The organism is Nocardioides sp. P4_G4 (assembly GCF_056401085.1).
Map to the genome: position 1 here is coordinate 1 of NZ_JBFUKA010000075.1, position 21,468 is coordinate 21,468.

Here is a 21,468-nt window from a genome sequence, read left to right on the forward strand (position 1 = left end):
GAGAGGTCCTGCCGCGGGGGCCCATCGACGTGACCTTCGACGACGTCACCTTCGCCTACCCGGGAGGGCCACCGGTCCTCTCCGACGTCTCCCTGCACATCGACGCCGGCACCCGGGTCGCGATCGTGGGGGAGACGGGCTCGGGCAAGTCGACCTTCGCCAAGCTGCTGACCCGCCTGATGGACCCGGTGGACGGGGCCGTGCTGCTCGACGGTCTCGACGTACGCCGCATCGCCGCCGAGTCGTTGCGGCGCAGCGTCGTCCTGGTGCCCCAGGAGGGGTTCCTTTTCGACGACTCGCTGGCGGCCAACGTGCGCTACGGCAAGCTCGACGCCACCAAGGACGAGATCCTCGCGTCCGCCGACGAGCTCGGCCTGCGCGACTGGCTCGACGCCCTGCCCGGTGGTCTCGCGACCCGGGTCGGCCAGCGCGGTGAGTCGCTGTCGGCCGGCGAGCGTCAGCTCGTCGCCCTGCTGCGGGCGCACCTGGCCGATCCCGACCTGCTCGTCCTCGACGAGGCCACCAGCGCGGTGGACCCCCAGCTCGAGATGCGGATCGGTCTCGCGCTGGAGCGCCTCATGCAGTCACGCACGTCGGTGACGATCGCGCACCGGCTCTCGACGGCCGAGCAGGCCGACGAGGTGATCGTGGTGGACCGTGGTCGCGTCGTGCAGCGAGGCCCGCACCGTGAGCTCGTCACCCAGGAGGGCACGATCTACGCCGGGCTGCACGCCTCGTGGGTGGCCCAGCACGACATGCACTGACGCGGTCGTCAGGCCGACGTCAGTGGTGGGGACGGTCGTCAGACCGACAGCAGCTGCGCGATCATCTGGTCGACGTCGATGTGCTCGGCCTCGACACCGGGGGCGCAGACGTCCACGGTGCGGCCGATGAAGTGGGTGATGTCGTCGGTGCGGGTCTCCAGCAGCAGGTGCCCGTCGGGGCTGCAGAGCTCGATCTGGACGATCGAGATGCCGTCGTCGTTCAGCGACGGGCAGATCCGGACGTCGCCCTCGCCGGTCGGGTGGGTGATCCCACGCATCAGCAGGTCACGGCCGAACGTCCAGGTGACGTGCGGGTCGACGTCGCCGAACGTCATGGTCACGGCGAAGGCGTCGGTGCGCGCATATCCGAGGACGGCGTCGAGCTCGTAGCAGTGACCGTCGAGGTCCCGGCAGTACATCGTCACGTCCACAGCGACGTCCGCGGTGATCCTGCGCATGTGTCTCCACTCTCTCTCGGCGTGCCCGTCCACACGGACTCTCCCTCGGTGGGTAGGACGGCGGGGGGACCGACCTATGACGTGGGTACAACGACCCTGTCCGTGGTGGGCTACGCCACATGTTGAGTCGTACCCGTAGGGTCATCTCGTGAGCGCAGCAAAGCAGGCAGGGTCAATCTTCGCTGCACCGACACGCTGGAAGAAATCCTGATGGCCGTCCCGGGTGGTGGAGCCGCCAAACGGCTGGTCCTCGAGACGCTGGGCTGGGCCCTGCTGGTGGCTGGTGTGGCGGCGATCTTCCTCCCCGGACCGGGCCTGCTGGGAATCTTCGCCGGTCTAGCCCTGCTGTCCCAGCAGTACGAGTGGGCGGAGCGTCGCGTCGAGCCCGTCCGGGTGCGGGCGCTGCGTGGAGCGGCCGAGGGCGTGGAGACCTGGCCACGCATCGTCGCCTCCGTGCTGGGCGCCCTCGTGCTGGCGGCCTTCGGCGTGCTGTGGATCTCCTATCCGCCCGCGCCGGAGTGGTGGCCGTTCGCCGAGTCCTGGTGGCTGCCAGGCGGACTGTGGACCGGCGTGACCCAGGTCGCCTCGTCCGCCATCGCCCTGGGCCTCATCGTCTACAGCTACCGACGCTTCCACGGGAAGCCGGAGGCGGTGGCCGAGCTTCGCCAGAAGGCCGATTCCGAGTCGCCCGCGACGATGGGTTAGAGTTCCCCGGCACCCGCACAGCGGGCGATTGGCGCAGTGGTAGCGCGCTTCGTTCACACCGAAGAGGTCACTGGTTCGAACCCAGTATCGCCCACCAAACACTGAACCACCTCTGACCTGCGAGAACAGCAGTTCAGAGGTGGTTCTGATTTCGGCTCCGTGTCCTATACGTGTCCTATCGACAAGGTTCCCTGAGCGGAAACGAGCCCTCATTGGCGCGCCGTGGGGATGCGCGTCATGGCGGCCTCAAGGTCTTCGCGGCGGATCCGGATGAGTCGCTTGCCGCACCGGTAGGCCGGGATGGAGCCCTCGCCGATGTGACGGCGGATGGTGACGCAGGACATCGACATGAACTCGGCCGCCTCTTCGATGGTGAGGTAGACGGACGCGGGTCGCTGCTTGGGGACGTGGGGAGTGTGATTGCTGGACATAGCGCTGCCTCCTGGCTGGTTGTGGTTACTCCTGAGGTGCGCGTGGTGCTCCACCAGGCTCACAGTCCCAAGATGTGTGGAGCGAAGCCCGGCTGTCCGGGACGATGGATGAGCGCGGCGTGGAGATCGGCGCGGTGTGCGCCGGGAGTGGCCGGGGCGATCACTGGTCGGGGCAGCAGGCGTTCCCGCACGGTGTCGATGAGTTCGCGGTCGGCAGGGACGAAGCGCTCCCTCACTGGCGCCACGAGCCCTCCGCTTCCGTCGACCAGGCGGGGGACTGAGACCCGTTGGAAGAAGGCCCGTCGGTCGATGCCTTCCTCGATGACGTCGACGATGCGGCGGTCGAGCCGGTCGAAGAGGACCTGGAAGCCGCCGAGGACTCGAGGTTCGACGATCGTGTCGTTGGGCAGCGAGCAGGTTCGGGCGACGGCCGTGGCGCCCTCTGCGGCGGCGTACCCGCCCCGTCCGACCTGGCCGCCGATGGGGCGAAAGAGCTGCTGGAGGTCGGCATATGTCTCGGCGCGGGTGTTCCACCGGCCGGCGAGACGGTCGTCGAAGCGGGAGGCCAGCGGTACGAGGTGACGCGACAGGAGTCTCTGGGAGTCGAGGACGTAGCGCAGGTTGGTCGCGTTGGGGAAGGCCTTCATCCGCACGACGAGGTTGTGTTCGGCCTGGAGCACTCCGAGGATGCCCGGCCTGGCTGGTTCGCCGATCAGCTTGGTGCTGGGGCGCCATCCGAGTTGGTCGACGCTGTAGTCGGGTTGCCCGAGGTTCACGTCGAGGGCGGTGGCCAGTGCGGCCCAGCCCAGCCGGGCTCCCAGGGCGAGTCGTTCCCAGCCCGGGGTGTTGCGATAGCGCTGATCGAGGATCACGACCGTCTGGGCGATGGCTGCGATGTCCGCGACGATGACCTGCGCCTGCGAGGTCGTCATCGTGTCGGCGATCTCGGGGGCGGTGTCGTGCTCTGCGAGGACAGCTGCTCGTGCGGCACGGCGCCAGAGCTCGACAACCGGGTGGTCGGTGGGTGTGGTCAGCCGCTCGAGGCTGGCTGGGCTCGAGGTCGACTCGGTGATCGCTAGGTCGACGGCTCGGGCGAGCTCCGCGGCGGGCGTCGTACCGTCACCGCGGGAGCCCGCGGACCGGAAAGGGTTCGGCTGCGCGGGCGGCTGGTTGGAGAACGTCAGCGGTGAGGCCGAGTGGAGCGCCTGGCTGCACCAGAGCAGGACGTTCTGGCGGTGCTCGCGGATCTGCGCGCCGAGGTCGGCGCGTTCGCTCCGCGTCCCGCCGAGCCGCTGCTGGACGCGGTGCTGGCGCAACAGGCTGGCGAACTCCTGTCGCATGGCGGCACCGGTTTCGCCGTACATCAGGTGCAGTCCTGGTTGTGGGCCCCGGCGAGCTGCCACAGAAGCAGTTCGACGGTGAGCGGGTCGATACCGTGCGTCTTCAGCTCCTCGATCGCGGCAGTCGCGACGTCGAACTGGATCGCTCGATCCTGGGTGACCGGGTCGAGGTAGACATCCGGGGACTCGTCGTAGTGGATCCGGTCGAGATCAATGAGGACGTGCTCGTAAGCCGAAGCCGCGTCGTCGTTGCTCGCCTCGTCCGCGAGCGCGGCGAGACACGTGCGGGCCTGGGCCAGAGTGTGCGCGTGCCGCAGGTGCATGGTCGCTCCTCGGTCAGTGGTGTTCTTGAGGGTCCGCCTGACTTGTGCGGAGTGGTTCGTCAGTAGGTCTGCCTGTGGACAACGGCTCCGAATGCGTGCTGGGAGGCTCCGAGCGGTCAGCCGACAAGCTGGCCGCGTGCGAGCGCTTCCACATGAGCGCGGTGTCGGATATCGGCCCGAACGACGTCCTTGAAGTCCTCGGCGCGGTCTCGGATCTCGACCTCACCCCCGGTCGGCTCCCCAGGTTCTCCGGGCCAGTAGGTCTGGCGGGTGGGCCGGTCGCGGTCGAGGCGAGTGCCGCAGATCGCGACCCACTCGCGCAGCCGGTGTCGGGTGTCGGCGAAGTCCCGCATCCACGCGATGGGCGCCGAGGGGGACGAGGTCTCGTCGTAGCAGGCCAGGAAGTGGGTGTGGAGGGCAGAGAGCTCCCAGATCAGCTCATCGTGGCGGTGCCAGTACGGCGGCACGATCGCGGGGGAGAGCCCGAAGGTGGACTTTAGCCAGTGCACGAACGCGTCGAGGTCGTGCCACTCAGCAGCGGCCTGGTCCGCGTCGATCAGGTTCCAGTTGATCGGACCGGGTGGGTCCTCTCGCTCAACTCCGAAAGGTGGAGAGTCGGTCGCCGACATGGTCCGGCTCAGAATCCGATCGCGGGATTCGGTAGCTCCTGCGCCGGCGTGGGGGTTGCAGGAGCCAGGCGGCGGCGCTGGACCTCGTACGCCATCCGGTTGATGTTGTGGCCGATCTTGCGAGCGACGAACTCCTCCTTGATGAGGCTTCCGCCGTCCCGTTCGACCTCGTACTCGTGGACGTACCCACTGGCGACGAACGAGTCGCCCTTACGGAACCGGGCGTACATCTCCCTCGCCGTGCTCTCGAAAGCGACCATGTCGTGGAAGGTCGGGTCGAGCTTGGTGAAGTCGCCGTTGAACTCCTTGCGCCACTGCTCGACCCCGACCCGGACGCGCAGGTACTCGGCTCCAGCGGTGGTGAAGTGCAGGTCGGGATCGGATGCGATGAAACCGACCAAGCTCATCTGGGTGGGGATGGACATGCGTGCCTCCTGATGCCGCGCGACTCGCCGTGAGCCGCTCTCAGCGCATAGGTGAGCGGCTCAGGCCAGGTCGGCATGCGGTGGCGTAGGCGGCATGACGCTCCCGAACGACCCCCCGTGGTGCTTCTTTGTCAGGCTAACTATGCCGTTGCTTGTTCAGGCCGATTGGTGCGTCGGTGACGCCAGATCGCGTGGTCGAGGACTGTGGCGCTTAGGTCCATTCTTGCCGCTACCCCGACTATCAGGTCGGAGGCGATCTTTGGTGATTGCACCAGCGGAAGGCAATCCTGGACGAAGCGCATGACCCAAGTGTCTGGCTTGACGTCCTGGAGGCCGAGGAGCATACGGAAATAGGCCCACGTGACTGGGCCGCACCCTGTGACCGAGAGATAGGCCGCCCGCGCCTGCGGCAGTCTCTCTGGGAAGTCGCTGGCGTGAACCACGCCGACCTGGATCAGCGCCTGGGCGGCGTCGATGACGACGGCCGCCTTATACCGCCCATTGATCTTGCCCGAGTTTGTGAGTGTGCGGAGGTGCCTCTCGCTAGTCGATGCGAGGACACGCAGGTCGTCGCCGTGTCCCTCGCCACGGGACTTCTGCCAGCGCACCACAGCCCCGTAGACACCAGTAAGCCGCTCCCTACTTCCGTACCGAGCGCGAACCGAGAAAACAGCATCAATGAGCGCAGCCTCGACATCGTCCGGCCATCCACCCGGCCATCTCTCAAGAGAATCACCCACCGTCCCAAGGACGTGCCGGTGCAGGACGTCGAGGTCAGTAGTCACGGTGTCTTCCTACAGCGGTGCAACGGGGTGCGTGGTCATATCGACGAATCTGGCGTAGTGGCCCTGAAACGCAACGACGATTCGTCGTGTTGGTCCGTAGCGGTGCTTGACGGTCTCGAGATCCGCTTCTCCTGGTCGGGCCGACTTGGGGTTATGAACATCGTCGCGATGAAGGAAGATCACGAGATCAAGCAGGCCAACGACTTCGGGGTAGTCACCCAGGTCCTCCAGTTGCGGTGGTTCGCCCACTCTGCTGGCCAGGGTCTGAACTTTCATGACGAGCACGACCGCGATATTCGATCTCTGCGCCAGGAACTTCAGCGCCCTGACGAGCTCTGGACCTTGTTGGTGCGTGACGGCCGTTCCGTCAACGACAGCGAGTCGCAACCCATGACCCACCCAGCCTTCAATTGCGGCTACGACCTCGTCTGGGTCCGGAACCTCTGGGAAGCCCGCGCTGACGTAGAGAGGAGCCTCCCTAAGCACCTTGAGTTTGCGTTGAAGACGCTGTCGAGAATGGTCGGACAGTCTCCCTCCGCGAAGATGGCTGACCGGCACCTTCGCCTCCGCTGCCACGAGACGGGCGAGGACCTCACGGCGGGACGAGTCCGGCGCAACAACGACTGTTGGCTGCGATTGGATGATGGACGCGTTCGCGGCGATGTTCAACGCCAACATYGATGTACCAACACCAGAGACACCACCGATCACGGAGAGTTGGCCTCGGCGTAACCCACCCTCGAGCAGGTCGTCGAGTTCCCGTAAACCCGTCGGCACCACGATCGCTCCATCGTCTCGATCCTCGAGAACTCCCGACACAAACTGCCCCAGGGCGTCGTCGACGGGAAGGCGTCGAAGCGAAGGGATTTGGTCCACAAACGCACCGTAGGGGTGGCCTCCGACACCGGGCACCGCGGCGCCCACTTGCCGCCAAAGGGCGGAGACTCTCGCGGCGGAATGACTGGTGATGGCGGGATGTGTCGGCCCGGGTTAGTGGAGGCGCTGCGCGGCAAGCCGGTGCTATTGCCGACCGAACCCACGTCGGGTGGCAACTCATGTGGCCCGAGTAGGCGTCATAGTGATTCGGGTCATCACACTGGAGGGACGCCATGGATAGGTTCTCAACACTGGCGAAAGAGCAGCTGGGCTGGTACGTCTATCTGCTTCGGGATCCCCGTGATGGTGTTGTGTTTTACGTCGGCAAAGGCAAGGGAGACCGGGCGTTCGCGCATGAAGCCTCAGCGACTTCAGCAGAAGATCACCCAGCGCTGCAGTCCGCGAAGGCCGTCCGCATTGCCGGTATTGCAAGTGATGGCGAACGGGTCCAGGTCGACGTGCTCCGCCACGGGATACCGAATGAGTCGCAGGCGTATGAGGTGGAGTCCGCGGCGATCGACTTGGCGAACATGCTTGTCCCGGGGAACCTGCTCAACGTCGTGTTAGGGCACCACCATGTTCAGCGCGGGCTGATGCCCGCTCAGGAGATCGAGGTGCTACACGCGGCGAAGCCGGCACCGGCGCTAAAGGTGCCGGTGATGCTCGTGTCGTTGAACAACCGGTGGGACCCAAGCTTGTCTGAGCAGGAGCTTGAGGCAGCCACGGCCTTCTGGTGGCATGCACGCGGTTCTCGACGTGACAAATGCCAGTACGTGTTCGGCGTGCACAACGGAGTAGTTCGTTCGGTCTACCGGCCGCTCAGATGGCGTGGGCGGGTCAAGGGTGATCACGGCTGGGAGGAGGATCTTGGGAAGACGTACACCAGGTGGGGTTTCGAAGCGGGACCAGCACCGGAGATGGGCCATTACATGCGGACGTCGGTGCGCAGATTCATTCGGGCCACCCAGTGGAGCTTTCTCTATGTGGAGCCAGAGCTATGAGCCCGTGCGGTCGGCTGCTGCCCGACTTGCTGCCGCGTGACCGTCGCCGAGAAGACGAACGCGACCGTCCGGCAGCATCGCAACATGACAGAGATGCCGCGTCCAGTCCCGGAGATTGTTCCTCCGGCGCTGGCGGCGCGCCCCCAGCACCCTCGACGGGACGTGCCCATTCCAGTGTTCGCGGACCGAGCGTTTGCGAATCCGCCAGGTGAGGGATATGACCTGAACCGAAGTGACCGTGAGCTCTACGAAAGATTTGCGACTCAACGCAGGTGCCCGATCTGCGGCGACATGGTCCCGGAATCCGAAGAGATGTGGTTCATGCTCGACGAGGTGGCGTACACCGAGCAGCGGTACTCCGAAGGTTTCGGCCACGAAGCCTGCCTGTTGGCGTCGCTGCGCCTGTGTCCTTGGATCTCGAACCAGGAATACGCGCGCGCCACCGAGACAAAGCTCGGTCACGCCAGATTTGGCCTCGAGGACGACCGGAAACCTGTGGTGTGGGTCCTGTGCTCCTCGCGCTACTACAAGATCGAACGACGGCCGGCCATGCAGCTTCGACCGAAGGCGCTGCGGAACCCGCGGTACTTCGGATATGTGAACGGTGTCCTCAGCGAGGTGACGCTTGACCAAGCGAACGAGCTGCTTGCTGCGCAGGGGCTTGGTCCGATTGTGGAGTAGTCAGGAGAGGGCGAGTCCAACTCGCGGCGCTAAGACGCAGCTATCGAGGTCATGGGCGTACGTCTCGATCGAGACCAGTCCGTCGGTTGCTGACAGATGCGGAAGGTGGACGTCCGGAACGGGTGGCAGTGTGTGAGCATGCCTTTGACGTTCGTCGCCGCACTTTCCACGTAGATTCGTGACGCGCATCCAGCGTCGCTATGGGATGTCCGGTGGTGACCGCAAGCGGTCCTGGCTGCTGACGTGCGGCTGCGCCGACGGGCGGCGGTATGACCGGCGGGCGAGCGGATCGAGGCTACCTAACGATTTCGCTAGGACCCACGTCTGGCCAGACTCAGTCCGGAGCATGCAGCGGCCGGCTTGCTCGATGCGCGGCCGCGGGCGATTCGTCTCGTCAAAACCTTGGGGACGTCGTGGAGCCGGGAGAGCTTTCAGCGAGCGCGAGCGTCACGTTTGGGCTGTTCGCAGGGGGCCACGCCGGTACATGGGCTTGCACGCGATCTGTATGGCTCCACTGCGCCGGCCGCGAGCCGGCCCGATCCAAGTTTGCTACGCGGTGACCCCGCGGCCCGGCTAAAGTTCGGCTTCAACCAATGCGACTTCCTCGGGGGCTCTACATGCGCAATCGCGACACATCCACGGTAACCGATGAAGCAGAGAAGTCCGTGGCTGCCGCTGACCAAGGGGGCCAAACGCTCGTCCGGCACGACCGCGACGAGATTCGCGAGTTCGTGAAGGAACTGACCGTCGACGACATCACGTCCGGTGGATGGTTCACAAAGCTCCTTGCTCATTCGCTGCGCACCTACGCCGAGAAGGTCGACTGGCGGTACTTCCAGGATCGGTACAAGGGGCTGCCACCGGATGCGATCGTTGAGCAACGCATCAAGATGGCTTCGCGCTATGCGGCGATCGAGGGCGGTCTCTCTGCCAGCGCCTACACAGGTGCCGTCGTTGCGACACTAGGGACCCGCGGGGGCGCCAGCCCCGCCACCGTGCCAGCCGCTGCCGCCACACTTATGGTGGATCTCGCGTATACGACTCGACTGCAGCTGCACCTCGCGTACGACATCTCGGTGCTATACCGGGTTCCGCTCGACACCACGAACCCTGACGATGTGTGGAAGCTGATCCGAGTCGCTTTCACAATCAAGAACGGCGAGGTCGTGAGCCAAGGTGTGCTCAAGACCGTGCCCGCGATGATGCGCCCCCTGATCAAGCGCTTCTACTCCAAGGAGGTTCTCAACGCTGCGAAGGGGCTTCCTTTTGTGGGTAAGTACCTGCTTCAGCGCAATGCGATCAAGGTCGGCATTCCCTTGGTTGGCGTGCCCCTAGCGGTCGTGCTAAATCGACAGACGACTCTGATAGCTGGGCGTCACGCTCGTGAGGTCTTCCGCAGCGAGGCACACATCGTCGAGGTCGCCAAAAGCTTGGCGAAGCAGACCAAGCACCCGGAGTGCCTATTATGGGTGGCCTGGCTGGTCACAATGGCCGACGAGAAGACGTCTGAGGATGAGGCGAACCTGCTGCGCCATCTCGCGTGTTTTCTTGAGGAACGCCACCGAGTCATCGACGACGACCTCGCGCAACTGATCACGCTCGACCCCGACGAGGTTTGGCAGCGCTTGAGGGCCGAGGACGGTGACAAGAGCGACCTGGTGATGGCGGCCGAGAAGATCGCCGCGATCGATGGTCGCGTTAGTTCTCGCGAGCGCGCCGTGATCGCCGAGATCAAGCGGCACTGCGAAGCAGACTGACGCCATGTCAGCGAAGCCCACAAGCCTCGCAGGATCCCGACCCCAGACCGGCTGATTGAACGAAGGCCGGTTCGCGGCGGTATGACGCTGCCCGGTCGGGGTAGCTACCCGCAGCAATGCGAAGAAGTGCTCCGTCGCTCGCTCAAGCCGGAGACTCGTCTTCGCTAGATTGCGACTATGGCTATTGGTTGGGTTGATTTGCGGCTGTGGGACCAACTGAACGACGGTCGATTCCTGGTCTTCGGTTGGGTGAGGCGCCCCGACGGTGCTTTGTTTCGCGCCAACTTTGACGATGGCTATCTCTACGCACGAGACGACGAGTTCCGCTACGGCCCCGCGACTCGCAAGATGAGTTCGGTGGACCCAACCGGTTGGACCATTGCTGAGGCGCCGCCTGGAAGCTAGCCGACCCATCGAATACAAGGCTGGGCGGGAAGGACATGCGTCGTTTCGCAGTGACAGTCGTGCGCCGCCAGGCGGCGAAGTGACGGAGGTCCGAAGTGCCTTGCGGCAGGTGATCGTCTGCGAGGCTAGGGTGCCGCCATGCCGATGGACCACACCGAGGCGGTGTTCTTCGAGAACGACAAGGCGTTCGAGGCTTGGCTCGTCGACAACGCGTCGACCGCCTCGCACGTCTGGATGTGAATTGCCAAGAAGGGCACCGAGTCTCGTCGATTGACTGGACGACGGCCGTGGACAGCGCAACCACCACTGCGAAGGTGAAGAACGGAACTCTGACCCTCAAGGACTTCAAGGCCAGCGAGCGCGGCAAGTTGGTTGGCCCGCAGGGGCCTGCCGGTCTGACCGGTCTGACAGGTCCGTCGGGTCCGGCAGGTTCCGGTGTGAACGCTAGCCACGCCATCGTGCAGGGCCCGACTGTGAGGGTCGCTGCCTACGACATCGGGTACGCCGACGCCTACTGCGCACCGGGTAAGAAGGTCACCGGTGGTGGCTACTTCGCGAGCATTGCCGTCGCCGCGTCCAGCGGTCCGGCGGCTCCGTCCCCCACAACCTGGTGGCGCACGGTCATCAACAACAGCGAGAACCCGAGCCCTGTGGACGTTTACGCCTACGCCGTCTGCGTCTAGTCGCTTCCGAGACAGAGCCCCGACCCTTGAAGGGTCGGGGCTTTCGTCTGCCCCCAGTCGAGCGAACACCATGTGTAACGGACGGGCTCCCTCGGTATATCCCGATGCGGTTCGTCACGCCGACAGGCGGCCGAAGGCGCACCGCTGGCTAGGCGCGAACCGGCTTTCGGGCAGACCGCTGCATAAGTCCCCGGGACAACTGCAACGTCCGTCGTATTCAATGACCTACGCACATTCGCTGCCAAGCCGAGCGTCACCGGTTCTGGCCACCACTAGTCGCTTGGAGGGTTGTTGACGAGCTTGGGTTCTGAGGGTTGGGCCGATCGCATCGCGAGCGCTCGGTCGCTCGTAGCGGCGCTTGGAAGCTTCGACGCAGCCGCCGAGCAGTTGCGCCGACTCGCGCCTGACGGCGACGCCGTTGAGCCGCTCATTCCCCTGCTGCACGGCCGCGGGTACTCTCAACGCGAGATTGCGGCGCGACTAGGCCTCTCCCAGTCAACGGTCTCGCGACGGCTGAAGATCCTAATCTCGCTCGGCTTGAGCGAGCCCATCGATCCATCGTTCGGTGGCGGCGCGAATCATCTGTCCAGCGCGCAGGTCAAGGCAGCGCGGACATACCGGATCGCCGCCCAAGCTCTCATTGAAGCTCAGGTGGATCAGACGGCCAGACATGAGCGTGATCTCGTCCGTCAATTGATCGCCGACGTCCATGGCGAGGTGACGAAGACCTTGGAGCACCTATCCATGCAAGCAGGAACGCACGCATCTGACGCCTGACTCCCGACGCTGACGACGAAGGCCGGCCCGACTGGTGCCAGCGGGGGCTGATGGCGACGACCAGGCTGCGGATCGCAGCCCCCTTGCAGCCGCCGCGACTGCCCCCGACCCTGCTTGAGCGCGTCATGCGATGCTGGCTTTGGGCAGGGTTCGACATCGACATCGACATCGACATCGACCCACCTACCCGTTGGACCTGCCGCCCCCGAACTCCCACGGACGCCCTCATCGGCTAGATCCGGCAAGCTAGAGGCCGCCTACAAGCGGCGGAATGGGCTAGGTCTACTGACCCGATCCGTGCAGCAGGCCCCGCCACGGTTCCGCTGTGCGGGTTCCGGGTTTCGCCGACGACGCAGTTCGTTGCGTGCGCGCTGGGCAGACTTCGAAGAGGCGCATCATGGGGCTCCTCTCCTGCGGCCAAGCGTTCTTGCATGGAATTTCCGCATGTCTCAGAATCCGCCCAGATCCGGGGATCCCTCGATCTGTTGCGGCGGACTTCCAGGAGAGGTTTCGGCCTGAGGGCATAGCAGCGACCGCCGCTCGATTCGTGGCTCGCGTTGTAGGAGTTCTTGCGCTCGGGTACCTCGACGTAAGGAGGCAAGCGCGGGTCATTCTGCGCGGCGCCTAAGTCCCTCCCATGACGTCGCGGGCCAATACTCATAGACGCGTTCTAGGACCGCTTCTTGATCCCGCGTCCACGGCCACCTTGGACGGGCGTCAGCCAAGAGGCCCCGGTGAACCGGATCGTCAGCRTCGAATCGAAGCGCGAGCCGATCAAGAATCGCAGCTCCGTCGCCCTTACTGACTCGGACGAGCCAATCCGTCAGCGTTCGCCCGCGCAGCAAATCTGCCAGCGCGGGATCTGTTGCCAGATCAAGACATCGGTCTATCCACTCCGAACGGAATCGCTCGACCGTGTACCTCGCGGCGCATTCGAGCTCGAATTCGAGTTGGAAAATCTTGGGATAGCGTTCGCGAAACGGACGCTCCTTGAGCAGATCACCACTGAGCCGACTGAGCAGTATTGCAAGAGCCTCGCGGCCGAGCGAGCCACCGCAGTTTGCCCTTGCTGCCAGCAACATCGAACACTCGAGTCGTCCAGTCGGGACCTCCTGCGCCAGCCGGTGATCTGGGAGCAAGAACATGGCAGTCCACGTGCGCATGTCGGCCAATTCGTTCGTGCGACCCAACAACCGTTGCCCAGCCGACTCAAGATTGACGTCATCGAGCCAGGAAGCGACCTCCGCGACGACCCACTCCTCAGTGAACCAAGAGGCGGTCGCGACATCGATCGGCAGCTTGTCGATGTGGTCACGAAGACAATCGCGTGCAACAGCACTTCCGGCCGCAGCGTCAGCGGCAAGGAGACATGCAGCGGTTTCTGGAATGGGAAATCCAAAGACAGGATGTTCGCCCCTTCCTCCCAATAGGAGATATTGAAGAGGGAAATCCCCCAATTGCGGACCATTCTGAAGTCGAATGACTCTAGGCGCGAAGTGTTCGAACTCTTGAGTTAGTAGAGTCACCCGGAGGTCTGTGCCGGGAGGCAGTTTCCCGGCGATCGCCACCGCGAGCGGCCCAAGTCGACCCTCGGCAGCGGATGACGCTTCTTGCCACGCCGCCTCGGAGGGGTTGGTGAAGATCTGCGACGACCGCGCGACAACAGCCAGCGTTGAGGGTGCATTCCTTTCGAGCCCGATGTGCTCCGCAAATGTGATTGCGTCGTCCAGCGGCACGCGCGCAGCTTCCATGAGCTGCCCGTACAAAAGCAGCCGTACCTCGATGCCTGGCGCCGAGTCCAGATCGGCGACGATCCCCGGCCGCGGCCAGGTGTCCGGAGACCACGTCGTGTCGTAAGTCAGTCGTACATTCCAGTCGTGCAAATCCTCGTAATGATCGAAGGGACGTGGATGGATTGTCGGCCGGCGCCTGCGAGGAAATCGTGAGTCGCAATGGGCAACAACGTAGTGAACGAAGCCCTCCCAGTACGACGACTCATCCCGGTCAAGAATCGCTTGGACCAGGGTCGCCATCCAGGTCTCTAGTCGCGTCATCCTAATGTCCAGCGCGTGTCTGGCGTGCGGCGACGATGTCTGGGCAACCAACTCGGCGAGCAGCCACAGTTCGTAGAGCGGTTGTAGTGCTATCACATGGTCGCCAATGGTCGCCAAATCAAGCTGCGCCCACTCGGCACAGATGAGAGCTTGTTTTCGTCCAGGAAGACGCTGAAACTCCCATACCGGGTCGATCAGACTCGGCATCCCGTAGATGACTGTTCGAAGCGGGGTCTTGGGGTACTCGTTGCCAGCGAAAGCATGCCACGAATCCGTCCCCTCAAAGCCACGAGGCGACACTAAGTAGTTGCTTTGAATGTAGTCAGCCACGACGGGATCAAATCGCGTGAGGTCATGATCCAAACCGCGTGAGAGCGCCGCCGGAGCTGGGTTTTGGGAGCATGCGTCGATCAGGCTTTCCCAGTACGGCCGATCCGCTGTGTCTCCCAAGCAGTAGAGGGCCTGGACGGTGCGAGCTCCGAAAAAATCTCGTCCGCTCGACATGATGTGGCGGCTGAGGTCGTTGGTCCCGTCCAGCCGAGCCGCCATGCGCCATGCGTCCGACCACCTGTCAGTCTCCGCAAGAGGCACGTCCAGTAGCGACGACGCTGGTCCAAGGCCCCTCGCGCCGCCATCGCGCGGATCATGAGTGCAGTGCCACGCGACGAGGAAGTCGTGAACAAGTGCATGTGGGAGGGCCCAGGAGCCGGTTAGGCCGGGTGCTTCCTTAGCACGTCGTTCGAGGAGGGGCATGGTCGACGCCAATTCATCTTCGGCCCTTTGAATTGGTGGTCCCGACGCAACTGTCCAGAGATCGAACTGGTTACAGACTTCCACGACTGTCGACCTGGCCACGGTACCGGGGATGAATACCCAATGACCTTTGCGCGCCCATATGAACGAGCAAGCAGCCAGCAGACGCAACTTGGCGTCTACGAGGTCTTCGGAAGTCCTCTCCTCCCGCCAAGGGCTCTCGATAAGTAGGCGAATGCTTCGTTCCAGCAGATCTTCGACCGATGTGATCGGCGCACGGTCGTCGCGGTGGGCCAAGGCATACAGCGTCGCGATTGCGGGTGAGCTCCTGACGTAAGAAACGACGTCAGTCCCCTCTGACTCCATGAGCATCGTGCCATCAGGCTCCCGGACTCCAAGACTCGTGAAGAACTCCGCTAGTTGGCGACGAGTGAACGGTAGAAGAATCTGAACCTGAGCTTGGCACAGAGGTCTCGCATGCCATCGCCCTGCCCGGCTACCGATGGTGACGTCCAAGTCGCCATGTTCAAGGAGAGCGCGCAGTGATCRCTCTTGGCTTCTAGGAAGTTCAACTTCGTCCAGGCCGTCCAATAACAGGTGGGGCCTCCATCCTGGCGGCAACTTGCCCTCCAGTCCGTTGGGATCAGCTCGCAGGAATTGCAGAGAAGCCTTGACGACGGCAGCAAGAGTTTCATCTCGAGATAGGACCTCGTTCGGTGCCAGGATCTCGCTCAAAGTGTGGAAGTTGACAGGAATCGGGAGTCGTCGCTGCGACCCAGACCCCGACTGGTCATGTAGCAAGTTCCTAGCCAGAGCTGCTAGGGCCCACGACTTCCCGACCCCACCTGGGCCGACGATGGCGGTTGCCCCGCGGGCGGGAACCAACGGCAGGATCGCCGGTGGCGGGCGGCCATCGCCGATCTGCGGAGGCTGTGAAAGTCGCCTGGACTGCTCAATGTCCGAGCGCTCAACATTCCCATCGACGAAACGACCCATCCACTCGGGGAGTTGGCCTGCCCAACGTTCCACCGCCTGCAAGTAGGCGTCGATTCCTTCGCCGAGCGACGTGTCGTCTGGATGTTTGTTGGGGAAGGGCGATCCCAACGTGTCCTGCGACAGCAAGATGGCTCTCGCGATGGTGCGGCTCTCCGTCCSCAGGCGTTCGCGGATGGCCTTTGGGCCCCATCCCAGATCCGGCTGCTCCGAACTGTACCGAGAGCGAACCTTCCGCAAGAAGTCATCTTTAGGGTTTGACGGGTCGAGCGACTTACCCAGCAACAGGTTATGCCAGATCTCGCGTTCGGCTTCGCCCGGTGGCAGGCCGAGGGCAACCCGCTTGTCCATGTCCCACGGCAGCCATGAATCGAGGGTGATGGCGAGCGCCATGCGCACGTCGGCATCGGACGCGTTCCGCCGTATAGAGGCCCCTCGAAACGGTTCCAAGTGATCCAGCGATCCCAACAGACCCTTCACCTCACGCAGCTGCACGTCTCTTAATCGCAGCAATAGTGAAACTAGGCTCGTCAGCGGACCCTGGAGGTCCGCCGTGGAATTCCTCTTCTCACGCACATGCCGAGCGTAGTGGCTGTCGTGCCTCGGCTCGCCGATGCCGAATGCTTGGTCGGCCGCTCGATCGGACCACGGCGCTGATCGAGGTGGCCGTCGCGCTCGCGCAGGCAGAGGACGCCATCAGCCCGGCTTGCCCGAGGCGTCGGTTGAGAGCTCGATGTGCGCACGCTGGATCCTGACGAGCGAGTCGATTGCGTTGGGCGGCGCGCAACTCCTTCCTGGAGCGGATCACGGGTGCTCGTACAGTTAAGTTAGGACCCGGAAGTATAGGCCGAGCAAGTCGCTCGGCTTCATCGCAGTCAGGTCAATGAGGGAGGCGTCAGCCATGCTGGCACCGTAGTCCCCGGCCGGTCGCGGCTCGCTCACTCAGGAGGCGAGCCGGGCGAGGTCCCAGGCGTGTGCGCTCGCGGCGCAACGACGCAGGTGTCGATTAGAAGAGACCAATGTTTGTAGGTGGAACGTCGACCATCACCCGGTTCGTCCAGTGGCCGGTGCCCGAGGTTGAGCGGATGAAGAGGCTTTCCCGCTCCTTCGCGGAGTGACGCAGCTCCACCCGCCAGCACACGCGCTCGCCGGGGCCGATCGCGCCTTGGTACGACTCGGCGTGCCGGGGATCGCGAACACCGCTGACGCTGTCTGCGAAGCGGAAAGAGCACTCCGCTGGCAATTCCACGGCGATGGAGTCCAGCGGCTCGCCGCTGCTGAGCGTCACCCATAGACGAAAGAATCGAAAATCGCTGTTTACGTCTTCAATTCGTGATTCAAAGGTTGGCGTGCGCTCGACGTGGCGACGCTCCCGTTCKATCGCCGTTGCCTCATCTTGGGCGAGTGCCTGGCGCCGGGCGTAAGCGGCGCTTGCGGCAGAGACAAGGAATGCGAGAACGGACACGATGAGGGCAGTCAGCGCCATGGGCAACACGCTAGACCTGTCCGCCGACACTCTCCGCCGGATCGGCGCCACCCTCACGTCGCGGCGCCGCACTGCTCACACTCGCCGAGCCTCAGGCGGGCGCCTGACTGCTACAGGACGTGGTCGCCGATGGCTTGTCCCAGGATCTTGATGTCGACCGAGCCGGGGAACTCAAGCCCGTGCCTTGCCGATTCCGCTGAATGGCATCCCAACTCGCGATCCCGGACGAACCTGCCAGCGGTATCGCCGACCGTTCTCGGATCCCGGAGCAGGAAAGTGACGAGTGTTCGGTCTTCTTGCCGGTGAGTCCTTGCTCGTTCACCGCAATCATCCGCCCAATTGCAAAGGCGCCTGCGTGGCCGTCCTGTTGCCCGAGCATCGAGTCGAGCCGACCATGGCAGCAAGAACGTCTTCGCTCGTCCGGCGAGGCGGCAATGCCGGCGTTCATGTGCTGCGTCAAAGTGGTCGAAAGGACTCCCGTGCGACGAGGCGGAGTGCGGTCACGGCCATCCGAGCGAACGACCTCATGTCGTGCGGGCTGATGCCGTGCCTGCTGGCCGATCCGTCCAACGGCGCAGCGTCGTCACGATCGGCGGTGCGCTGCGCAGCAACACCAGCCCCGTCCCGAAAGGCAACGTGCGGATGCGCTCGGGCGGCATGACCGCCACCCGCCGGGTCGACCGCTGCACGGTGCGAGAGCCGTGGTCGCCGAAGGTGAGGCTGTCGGTGCGCTCGTCACGTTCCCCGATAAGCACCGAAAGCTCCTGCAGGTCCTTCGAGGCCGACGCGCCGCCCAGGATGACCTTGACTATGGAGGCATCCCAGATAGCGCTTGCGGCGTGGTCCCCCCAGCGGTCGCGGGCCTGGGACAGCGACTGGAGGACCGGCATCGCGGTGATCCCGGTCCCGCCGCCTTCGGCCATGAGCACTGGCAGCGAGGGGAGCGGGGAGAGGTTGCCAATCTCGTCGAGGGCGAGCAGGACCGGGGGGTCGAGACGTGCGCCGGGTGATGCCGCCGCGAGGTGGCGGGCGGTCTCGGCCAGGTCTTCAACAAGGGCGGCCACAAGGGACCAAGACGCGCCCGCGCCGGCTCCGGTCGCGAGCAGATAGAGCGTGGCGTTCTCGGTCAAGAACGACCTGGGGTCGAACTCCTCCCCGGGGTCTGGGCTCACGGCATCAAGGACACGTGGGTCGGCCAAGCAGGCGAGTGCCTGGGTCACGGCCATCCAGATGGAGTCGCGCGTACGAGGGTCGGAGTTGATCATCGACTCCAGCGACTCGCCCCACCCCGCGGCCGCGGCGGGATGGGTGGTGAGGATGCCAACGGCGTCGCTCGCGGCGGACGGGGAGAGCGACCACTCAAACAGGGAGCGAGTGGACAGGTGCTCCAGCGCGGCAGCGTGAAGAAGCGATTGAAGGGCGGAACGGGTCTTTCCTTCCCAGAAGCCGCCGGATTCGACGCCGCCGGAAGACAGACCCGTGGATGCCGCGAGACCGTTTGCTCGGATCATCGCGGTGAGCGGGTCATCGCAGCCGCGCACCGGGGACCAGCGCTGTCCCGAGGGCAGGCTCAGCTCGCGGGCGAGTTGTTGGGGGTCGAACACCGCCACCGGGCCACGGTCCTGCCTTGCGCGGATCGTGGCGATGATGTTGTCGGGTCGTGTGGAGGTGGTGACGACCGCGCCGGGCGCGTCGAGGATCGCGTTGATGACCAGGTGCAGCCCTTTGCCTGAGCGAGGCGGGCCGACGATGAGGATCGAGTCCTCGACCGATGCCCAGATCTCCTGCCCCTTGGATCCCCCCAGTAGGTACCCGACCTCCTCGGCCCGCGGCCGGGTCAGTGATGGCCGGAGATTGGTGCCCCGGCGAAGCAGGGCGCGCTTCGACGCGACCGGCGCGATGTCCCGCCGGGTGGCGGTCCCGACGATCCGATGCGGGTCGTTACTGGTGCGTTGTTGGATCCCCGCGATGACCCGCCAGACGACTGATGCTGCAGCGGCCGCAATCGCGAGCATGGTCACCACGACGGTCCAGTAGAGGGTCGGTGACAATCCGGGAGCAACGAGGGCGCTCGCTGGGTCTCGGGGCTCGAGGATCACTCGAAGCCCTGCGGACACGCTCCCCATCGGACGGTCTGTCCTGCCCATCAGGGCGGCTGCGTCGCCAGCGCCGCGCAGAGCAAGTGCAAGGAGGAACACCGCCACGAAAGCGGCGAGCGCCAGGTTGATCAGTTCGTCGTCGACGCGGCGTGGCCCCAGGTTCACGGAGATACCTCGACGAGGGTGGCGACTTTGGAGTCGAGCCCCATCATGACCATCGCCGCGGCTCGGCCTGCGAGTGCGGACGGTGGGAGGTGCACAGCCACACCGCCGCCGGCGTCGGCCGTTCCCCGCAGTAGCACGTAGGCGACGGCGATGGCTTCACCGGGCCGGAACCCAGATCCGCAGATGCCGGGTGGGGACGGAGCTGCGTGCTCGTGCTCGGGCGCAGTTTCCGGTTGCTTCGCGGGTGGAGTGGCGATGTCGGCGTACGTCGTGTTGTCGCTTTCGCGGATATCGACTCGTACGGCGGACTCTCGACCAGTCGTGATCGTGTCGAGGACCGTCTGGAGATCTCTCCGGAAGAGGCTCTCTTCGGTGTCGTAGGGATCCCCATCTATGTCGACTGTGAGCGTGCCCTCGTCATCGACGGAGATGTGAACGACGGGCAGGACGACCGGGATCTTCATAGCCCGAGCACCGCCGCGTCGCGTCGTACTGGGCGGGCTGAGGGCGAGCCGTGGACAAGGGCGTCGCGGTCGAGCCCTGGTGGGTTGCCGTCACAGGTCTTGGGTGGGTCGAGGTTGTCGAGGATCCCCATGGCGGTGGCGCGGACACGCTCTGCGGTGGCCTGAACCACTTCGGCCGGAGTCCTGTTCGGCACGGAGGCTGCCCAGGTTGAGACGTAGGGGCTTGTGTCCGCGCTGGTGTCGAGGCCGTGCGCTGCGCCGACCATCAAGGCGACGGATTCGGCCTCGACCTCGGCGACACCTCGATGAAGTGCGGCATCGGCAGCGACGGCGGCGGAGATGCTGCTGCTCTTCGGTTCATGGAGCAGGACGTGGCCGAGTTCGTGGGCGAGTGTCTTGGCTTGGGCGGCGTCGTCCACGACTATCCGAACGGACACCTCGCGGCCGAGGAAGTCGGTCAGCCCGTTGGCGCCGCCGATCGAGGCGGCGTTCGAGACGAGCCGAAGCTCGTAGCCCGGGCCGGTGATCTGGTCAGCAAGACCGTCCCACGGACCGTCGGGTGCCTGCTCCGGCACCCGCCCCTCGACATACGCGGCATGGTGCTGGACGTAGATCAACATCGTGTTGTTGAACGACCTGGATCGGAACTGCGCTGCGAACGTGAGTGCCCGCTTCCAGTCCTCGCCGGTCACCAGTGATGCCACGGCATTGTCGAGTTCAGCCTGGAGCGCTTCGAGTTTGGCGTCACGGACTGCCCGGTCGCGAACCTGAGTCCTCGTCACGACTGCCCTCCCGTCATGCGCCCGGTGGTATCGAAAAGTTCGAGCTCGGCTGGATGCATCTGATGCTGGACAACGAACGATCGGTGCTTGATCCGCCACAACCCCTGCCCGGTGCCCAGGGTCGGGATGAGGGACTGTTCGGTGCCGGTTAGCCCGAGGGCGGCGGAGGTCGGTCCGAGTTGGTCGGACTCCTGGCGGTAGACGATCCGGGTCTCGGCGTTGGCCAGCAGCGACGACGCGAGGGCACGCATCGCGGAGCCGGAGTCGCCGACGTTGTCGAGGTCGGAGAGCTTGTGGAAGATCAGCATGTTTGCGATCCCGTAGTGCCGCGCCAGGCGCCAGTGGGCGTCCATCCGGCGCAGCAGGGCCGGGTGGGACATGAGGCGCCACGCTTCGTCGTACACGACCCATCGTTGGCCGCCGGCGGCGTCCATGAGCGCGGACTCCATCCACGCCGACGCGCAGGTCATCAGCACCGAGATGAGTGTGGCGTTCTCGGTGACGCGGGATAGGTCGAGTGAGATCATCGGCAGTGACGGGTCGAACCAGACGGTCGAAGGTCCGTCGAACAACCCGGCGAGGTCGCCTGCGACCAGGCGTCGCAGGGCGTGGCCGACGAGGCGTCCGTCCTC

The 21,468-nt window shown here is 64.7% G+C and carries 20 protein-coding genes, 1 tRNA gene and 2 pseudogenes; 9 read left to right on the top strand and 14 right to left on the bottom strand.

Annotated elements, in window-relative coordinates; genetic code table 11:
• Nucleotides 1-764, top strand: a 764-nt coding sequence (locus AC1DQF_RS16520; RefSeq protein ID WP_477526312.1) for an ABC transporter ATP-binding protein, incomplete at its 5' end; no start/stop codon positions are given.
• Nucleotides 765-802: 38 nt separating this feature from the next.
• On the opposite strand, the gene AC1DQF_RS16525 is transcribed toward AC1DQF_RS16520, so the two are convergent.
• The gene (locus AC1DQF_RS16525) at nucleotides 803-1,222 is read right to left on the bottom strand and encodes an SsgA family sporulation/cell division regulator (RefSeq protein WP_477526313.1); all 420 of its coding nucleotides are present in this window, start codon (nucleotides 1,220-1,222) and stop codon (nucleotides 803-805) included.
• A 210-nt stretch (nucleotides 1,223-1,432) separates the two neighbouring features.
• Between AC1DQF_RS16525 and AC1DQF_RS16530 the strand changes: the two genes are divergently transcribed.
• Together AC1DQF_RS16530 and AC1DQF_RS16535 are read left to right on the top strand one after the other, a co-directional pair.
• Nucleotides 1,433-1,927 (top strand): PGPGW domain-containing protein, encoded by a 495-nt coding sequence (locus AC1DQF_RS16530; RefSeq protein WP_477526314.1) that lies wholly within the window; start codon nucleotides 1,433-1,435, stop codon nucleotides 1,925-1,927.
• Nucleotides 1,928-1,949: 22 nt separating this feature from the next.
• Nucleotides 1,950-2,024 (top strand) — tRNA-Val (locus AC1DQF_RS16535).
• Nucleotides 2,025-2,136: 112 nt separating this feature from the next.
• Here AC1DQF_RS16535 and AC1DQF_RS16540 read toward each other — a convergent pair.
• From AC1DQF_RS16540 to AC1DQF_RS16570, 7 genes are all read right to left on the bottom strand, one after another.
• Nucleotides 2,137-2,358 carry an excisionase family DNA-binding protein gene (locus AC1DQF_RS16540; RefSeq protein WP_477526315.1) on the bottom strand — a complete coding sequence of 74 codons (222 nt, stop codon included), beginning with the start codon at nucleotides 2,356-2,358 and terminating at the stop codon, nucleotides 2,137-2,139.
• A 59-nt stretch (nucleotides 2,359-2,417) separates the two neighbouring features.
• The gene (locus tag AC1DQF_RS16545; RefSeq protein WP_477526316.1) at nucleotides 2,418-3,722 is read right to left on the bottom strand and encodes a hypothetical protein; all 1,305 of its coding nucleotides are present in this window, start codon (nucleotides 3,720-3,722) and stop codon (nucleotides 2,418-2,420) included.
• Nucleotides 3,722-4,021 carry a hypothetical protein gene (locus AC1DQF_RS16550; protein ID WP_477526317.1) on the bottom strand — a complete coding sequence of 100 codons (300 nt, stop codon included), beginning with the start codon at nucleotides 4,019-4,021 and terminating at the stop codon, nucleotides 3,722-3,724. Before AC1DQF_RS16550 ends, AC1DQF_RS16545 begins: the two co-directional genes overlap by 1 nt.
• A 116-nt stretch (nucleotides 4,022-4,137) precedes the next feature.
• Complete coding sequence (locus AC1DQF_RS16555) at nucleotides 4,138-4,650, bottom strand: hypothetical protein (RefSeq protein WP_477526318.1); 513 nt, start codon at nucleotides 4,648-4,650, stop codon at nucleotides 4,138-4,140.
• An 8-nt stretch (nucleotides 4,651-4,658) separates the two neighbouring features.
• Complete coding sequence (locus tag AC1DQF_RS16560) at nucleotides 4,659-5,075, bottom strand: single-stranded DNA-binding protein (protein WP_477526319.1); 417 nt, start codon at nucleotides 5,073-5,075, stop codon at nucleotides 4,659-4,661.
• A 140-nt stretch (nucleotides 5,076-5,215) separates the two neighbouring features.
• Nucleotides 5,216-5,860 (bottom strand): hypothetical protein, encoded by a 645-nt coding sequence (locus tag AC1DQF_RS16565; RefSeq protein WP_477526320.1) that lies wholly within the window; start codon nucleotides 5,858-5,860, stop codon nucleotides 5,216-5,218.
• 9 nt (nucleotides 5,861-5,869) lie between these two features.
• Nucleotides 5,870-6,736 carry a DnaB-like helicase C-terminal domain-containing protein gene (locus AC1DQF_RS16570; RefSeq protein WP_477526321.1) on the bottom strand — a complete coding sequence of 289 codons (867 nt, stop codon included), beginning with the start codon at nucleotides 6,734-6,736 and terminating at the stop codon, nucleotides 5,870-5,872.
• 233 nt (nucleotides 6,737-6,969) lie between these two features.
• Here AC1DQF_RS16570 and AC1DQF_RS16575 point away from each other — a divergent pair, with 233 nt between their 5' ends.
• The 6 genes and pseudogenes from AC1DQF_RS16575 (at nucleotide 6,970) to AC1DQF_RS16600 (ending at nucleotide 12,040) form a co-directional block, all read left to right on the top strand.
• Nucleotides 6,970-7,737, top strand: a complete 768-nt coding sequence (locus AC1DQF_RS16575; RefSeq protein WP_477526322.1) for an LEM-3-like GIY-YIG domain-containing protein — start codon at nucleotides 6,970-6,972, stop codon at nucleotides 7,735-7,737.
• A gap of 36 nt (nucleotides 7,738-7,773) precedes the next feature.
• Complete coding sequence (locus AC1DQF_RS16580; protein WP_477526323.1) at nucleotides 7,774-8,418, top strand: hypothetical protein; 645 nt, start codon at nucleotides 7,774-7,776, stop codon at nucleotides 8,416-8,418.
• Between the two features lie 617 nt (nucleotides 8,419-9,035).
• Complete coding sequence (locus AC1DQF_RS16585) at nucleotides 9,036-10,175, top strand: hypothetical protein (RefSeq protein ID WP_477526324.1); 1,140 nt, start codon at nucleotides 9,036-9,038, stop codon at nucleotides 10,173-10,175.
• A gap of 692 nt (nucleotides 10,176-10,867) precedes the next feature.
• Nucleotides 10,868-11,263, top strand: coding sequence for a hypothetical protein (locus AC1DQF_RS16590; protein WP_477526325.1), 396 nt, complete (start codon nucleotides 10,868-10,870; stop codon nucleotides 11,261-11,263).
• A 387-nt stretch (nucleotides 11,264-11,650) separates the two neighbouring features.
• Nucleotides 11,651-11,791 (top strand): annotated as a pseudogene (locus AC1DQF_RS16595) (winged helix-turn-helix transcriptional regulator); the annotation flags it as partial.
• A gap of 9 nt (nucleotides 11,792-11,800) precedes the next feature.
• Nucleotides 11,801-12,040 carry a hypothetical protein gene (locus tag AC1DQF_RS16600; RefSeq protein WP_477526331.1) on the top strand — a complete coding sequence of 80 codons (240 nt, stop codon included), beginning with the start codon at nucleotides 11,801-11,803 and terminating at the stop codon, nucleotides 12,038-12,040.
• 608 nt (nucleotides 12,041-12,648) lie between these two features.
• Here AC1DQF_RS16600 and AC1DQF_RS16605 read toward each other — a convergent pair.
• The 6 genes and pseudogenes from AC1DQF_RS16605 to AC1DQF_RS16630 all read right to left on the bottom strand — a co-directional run.
• On the bottom strand, nucleotides 12,649-16,335 hold the full coding sequence (locus tag AC1DQF_RS16605; RefSeq protein ID WP_477526326.1) for an NACHT domain-containing protein: 3,687 nt from the start codon (nucleotides 16,333-16,335) through the stop codon (nucleotides 12,649-12,651).
• 511 nt (nucleotides 16,336-16,846) lie between these two features.
• The gene (locus AC1DQF_RS16610; protein WP_477526327.1) at nucleotides 16,847-17,326 is read right to left on the bottom strand and encodes a hypothetical protein; all 480 of its coding nucleotides are present in this window, start codon (nucleotides 17,324-17,326) and stop codon (nucleotides 16,847-16,849) included.
• 524 nt (nucleotides 17,327-17,850) lie between these two features.
• Complete coding sequence (locus tag AC1DQF_RS16615) at nucleotides 17,851-19,590, bottom strand: type IV secretory system conjugative DNA transfer family protein (RefSeq protein WP_477526328.1); 1,740 nt, start codon at nucleotides 19,588-19,590, stop codon at nucleotides 17,851-17,853.
• Nucleotides 19,587-20,054, bottom strand: coding sequence for a hypothetical protein (locus tag AC1DQF_RS16620; RefSeq protein WP_477526329.1), 468 nt, complete (start codon nucleotides 20,052-20,054; stop codon nucleotides 19,587-19,589). Before AC1DQF_RS16620 ends, AC1DQF_RS16615 begins: the two co-directional genes overlap by 4 nt.
• Nucleotides 20,051-20,836 (bottom strand): ImmA/IrrE family metallo-endopeptidase, encoded by a 786-nt coding sequence (locus AC1DQF_RS16625; protein ID WP_477526330.1) that lies wholly within the window; start codon nucleotides 20,834-20,836, stop codon nucleotides 20,051-20,053. Before AC1DQF_RS16625 ends, AC1DQF_RS16620 begins: the two co-directional genes overlap by 4 nt.
• Nucleotides 20,833-21,468: pseudogene (locus tag AC1DQF_RS16630) on the bottom strand (ATP-binding protein); the annotation flags it as partial. The pseudogene AC1DQF_RS16630 and the gene AC1DQF_RS16625, both read right to left, overlap by 4 nt.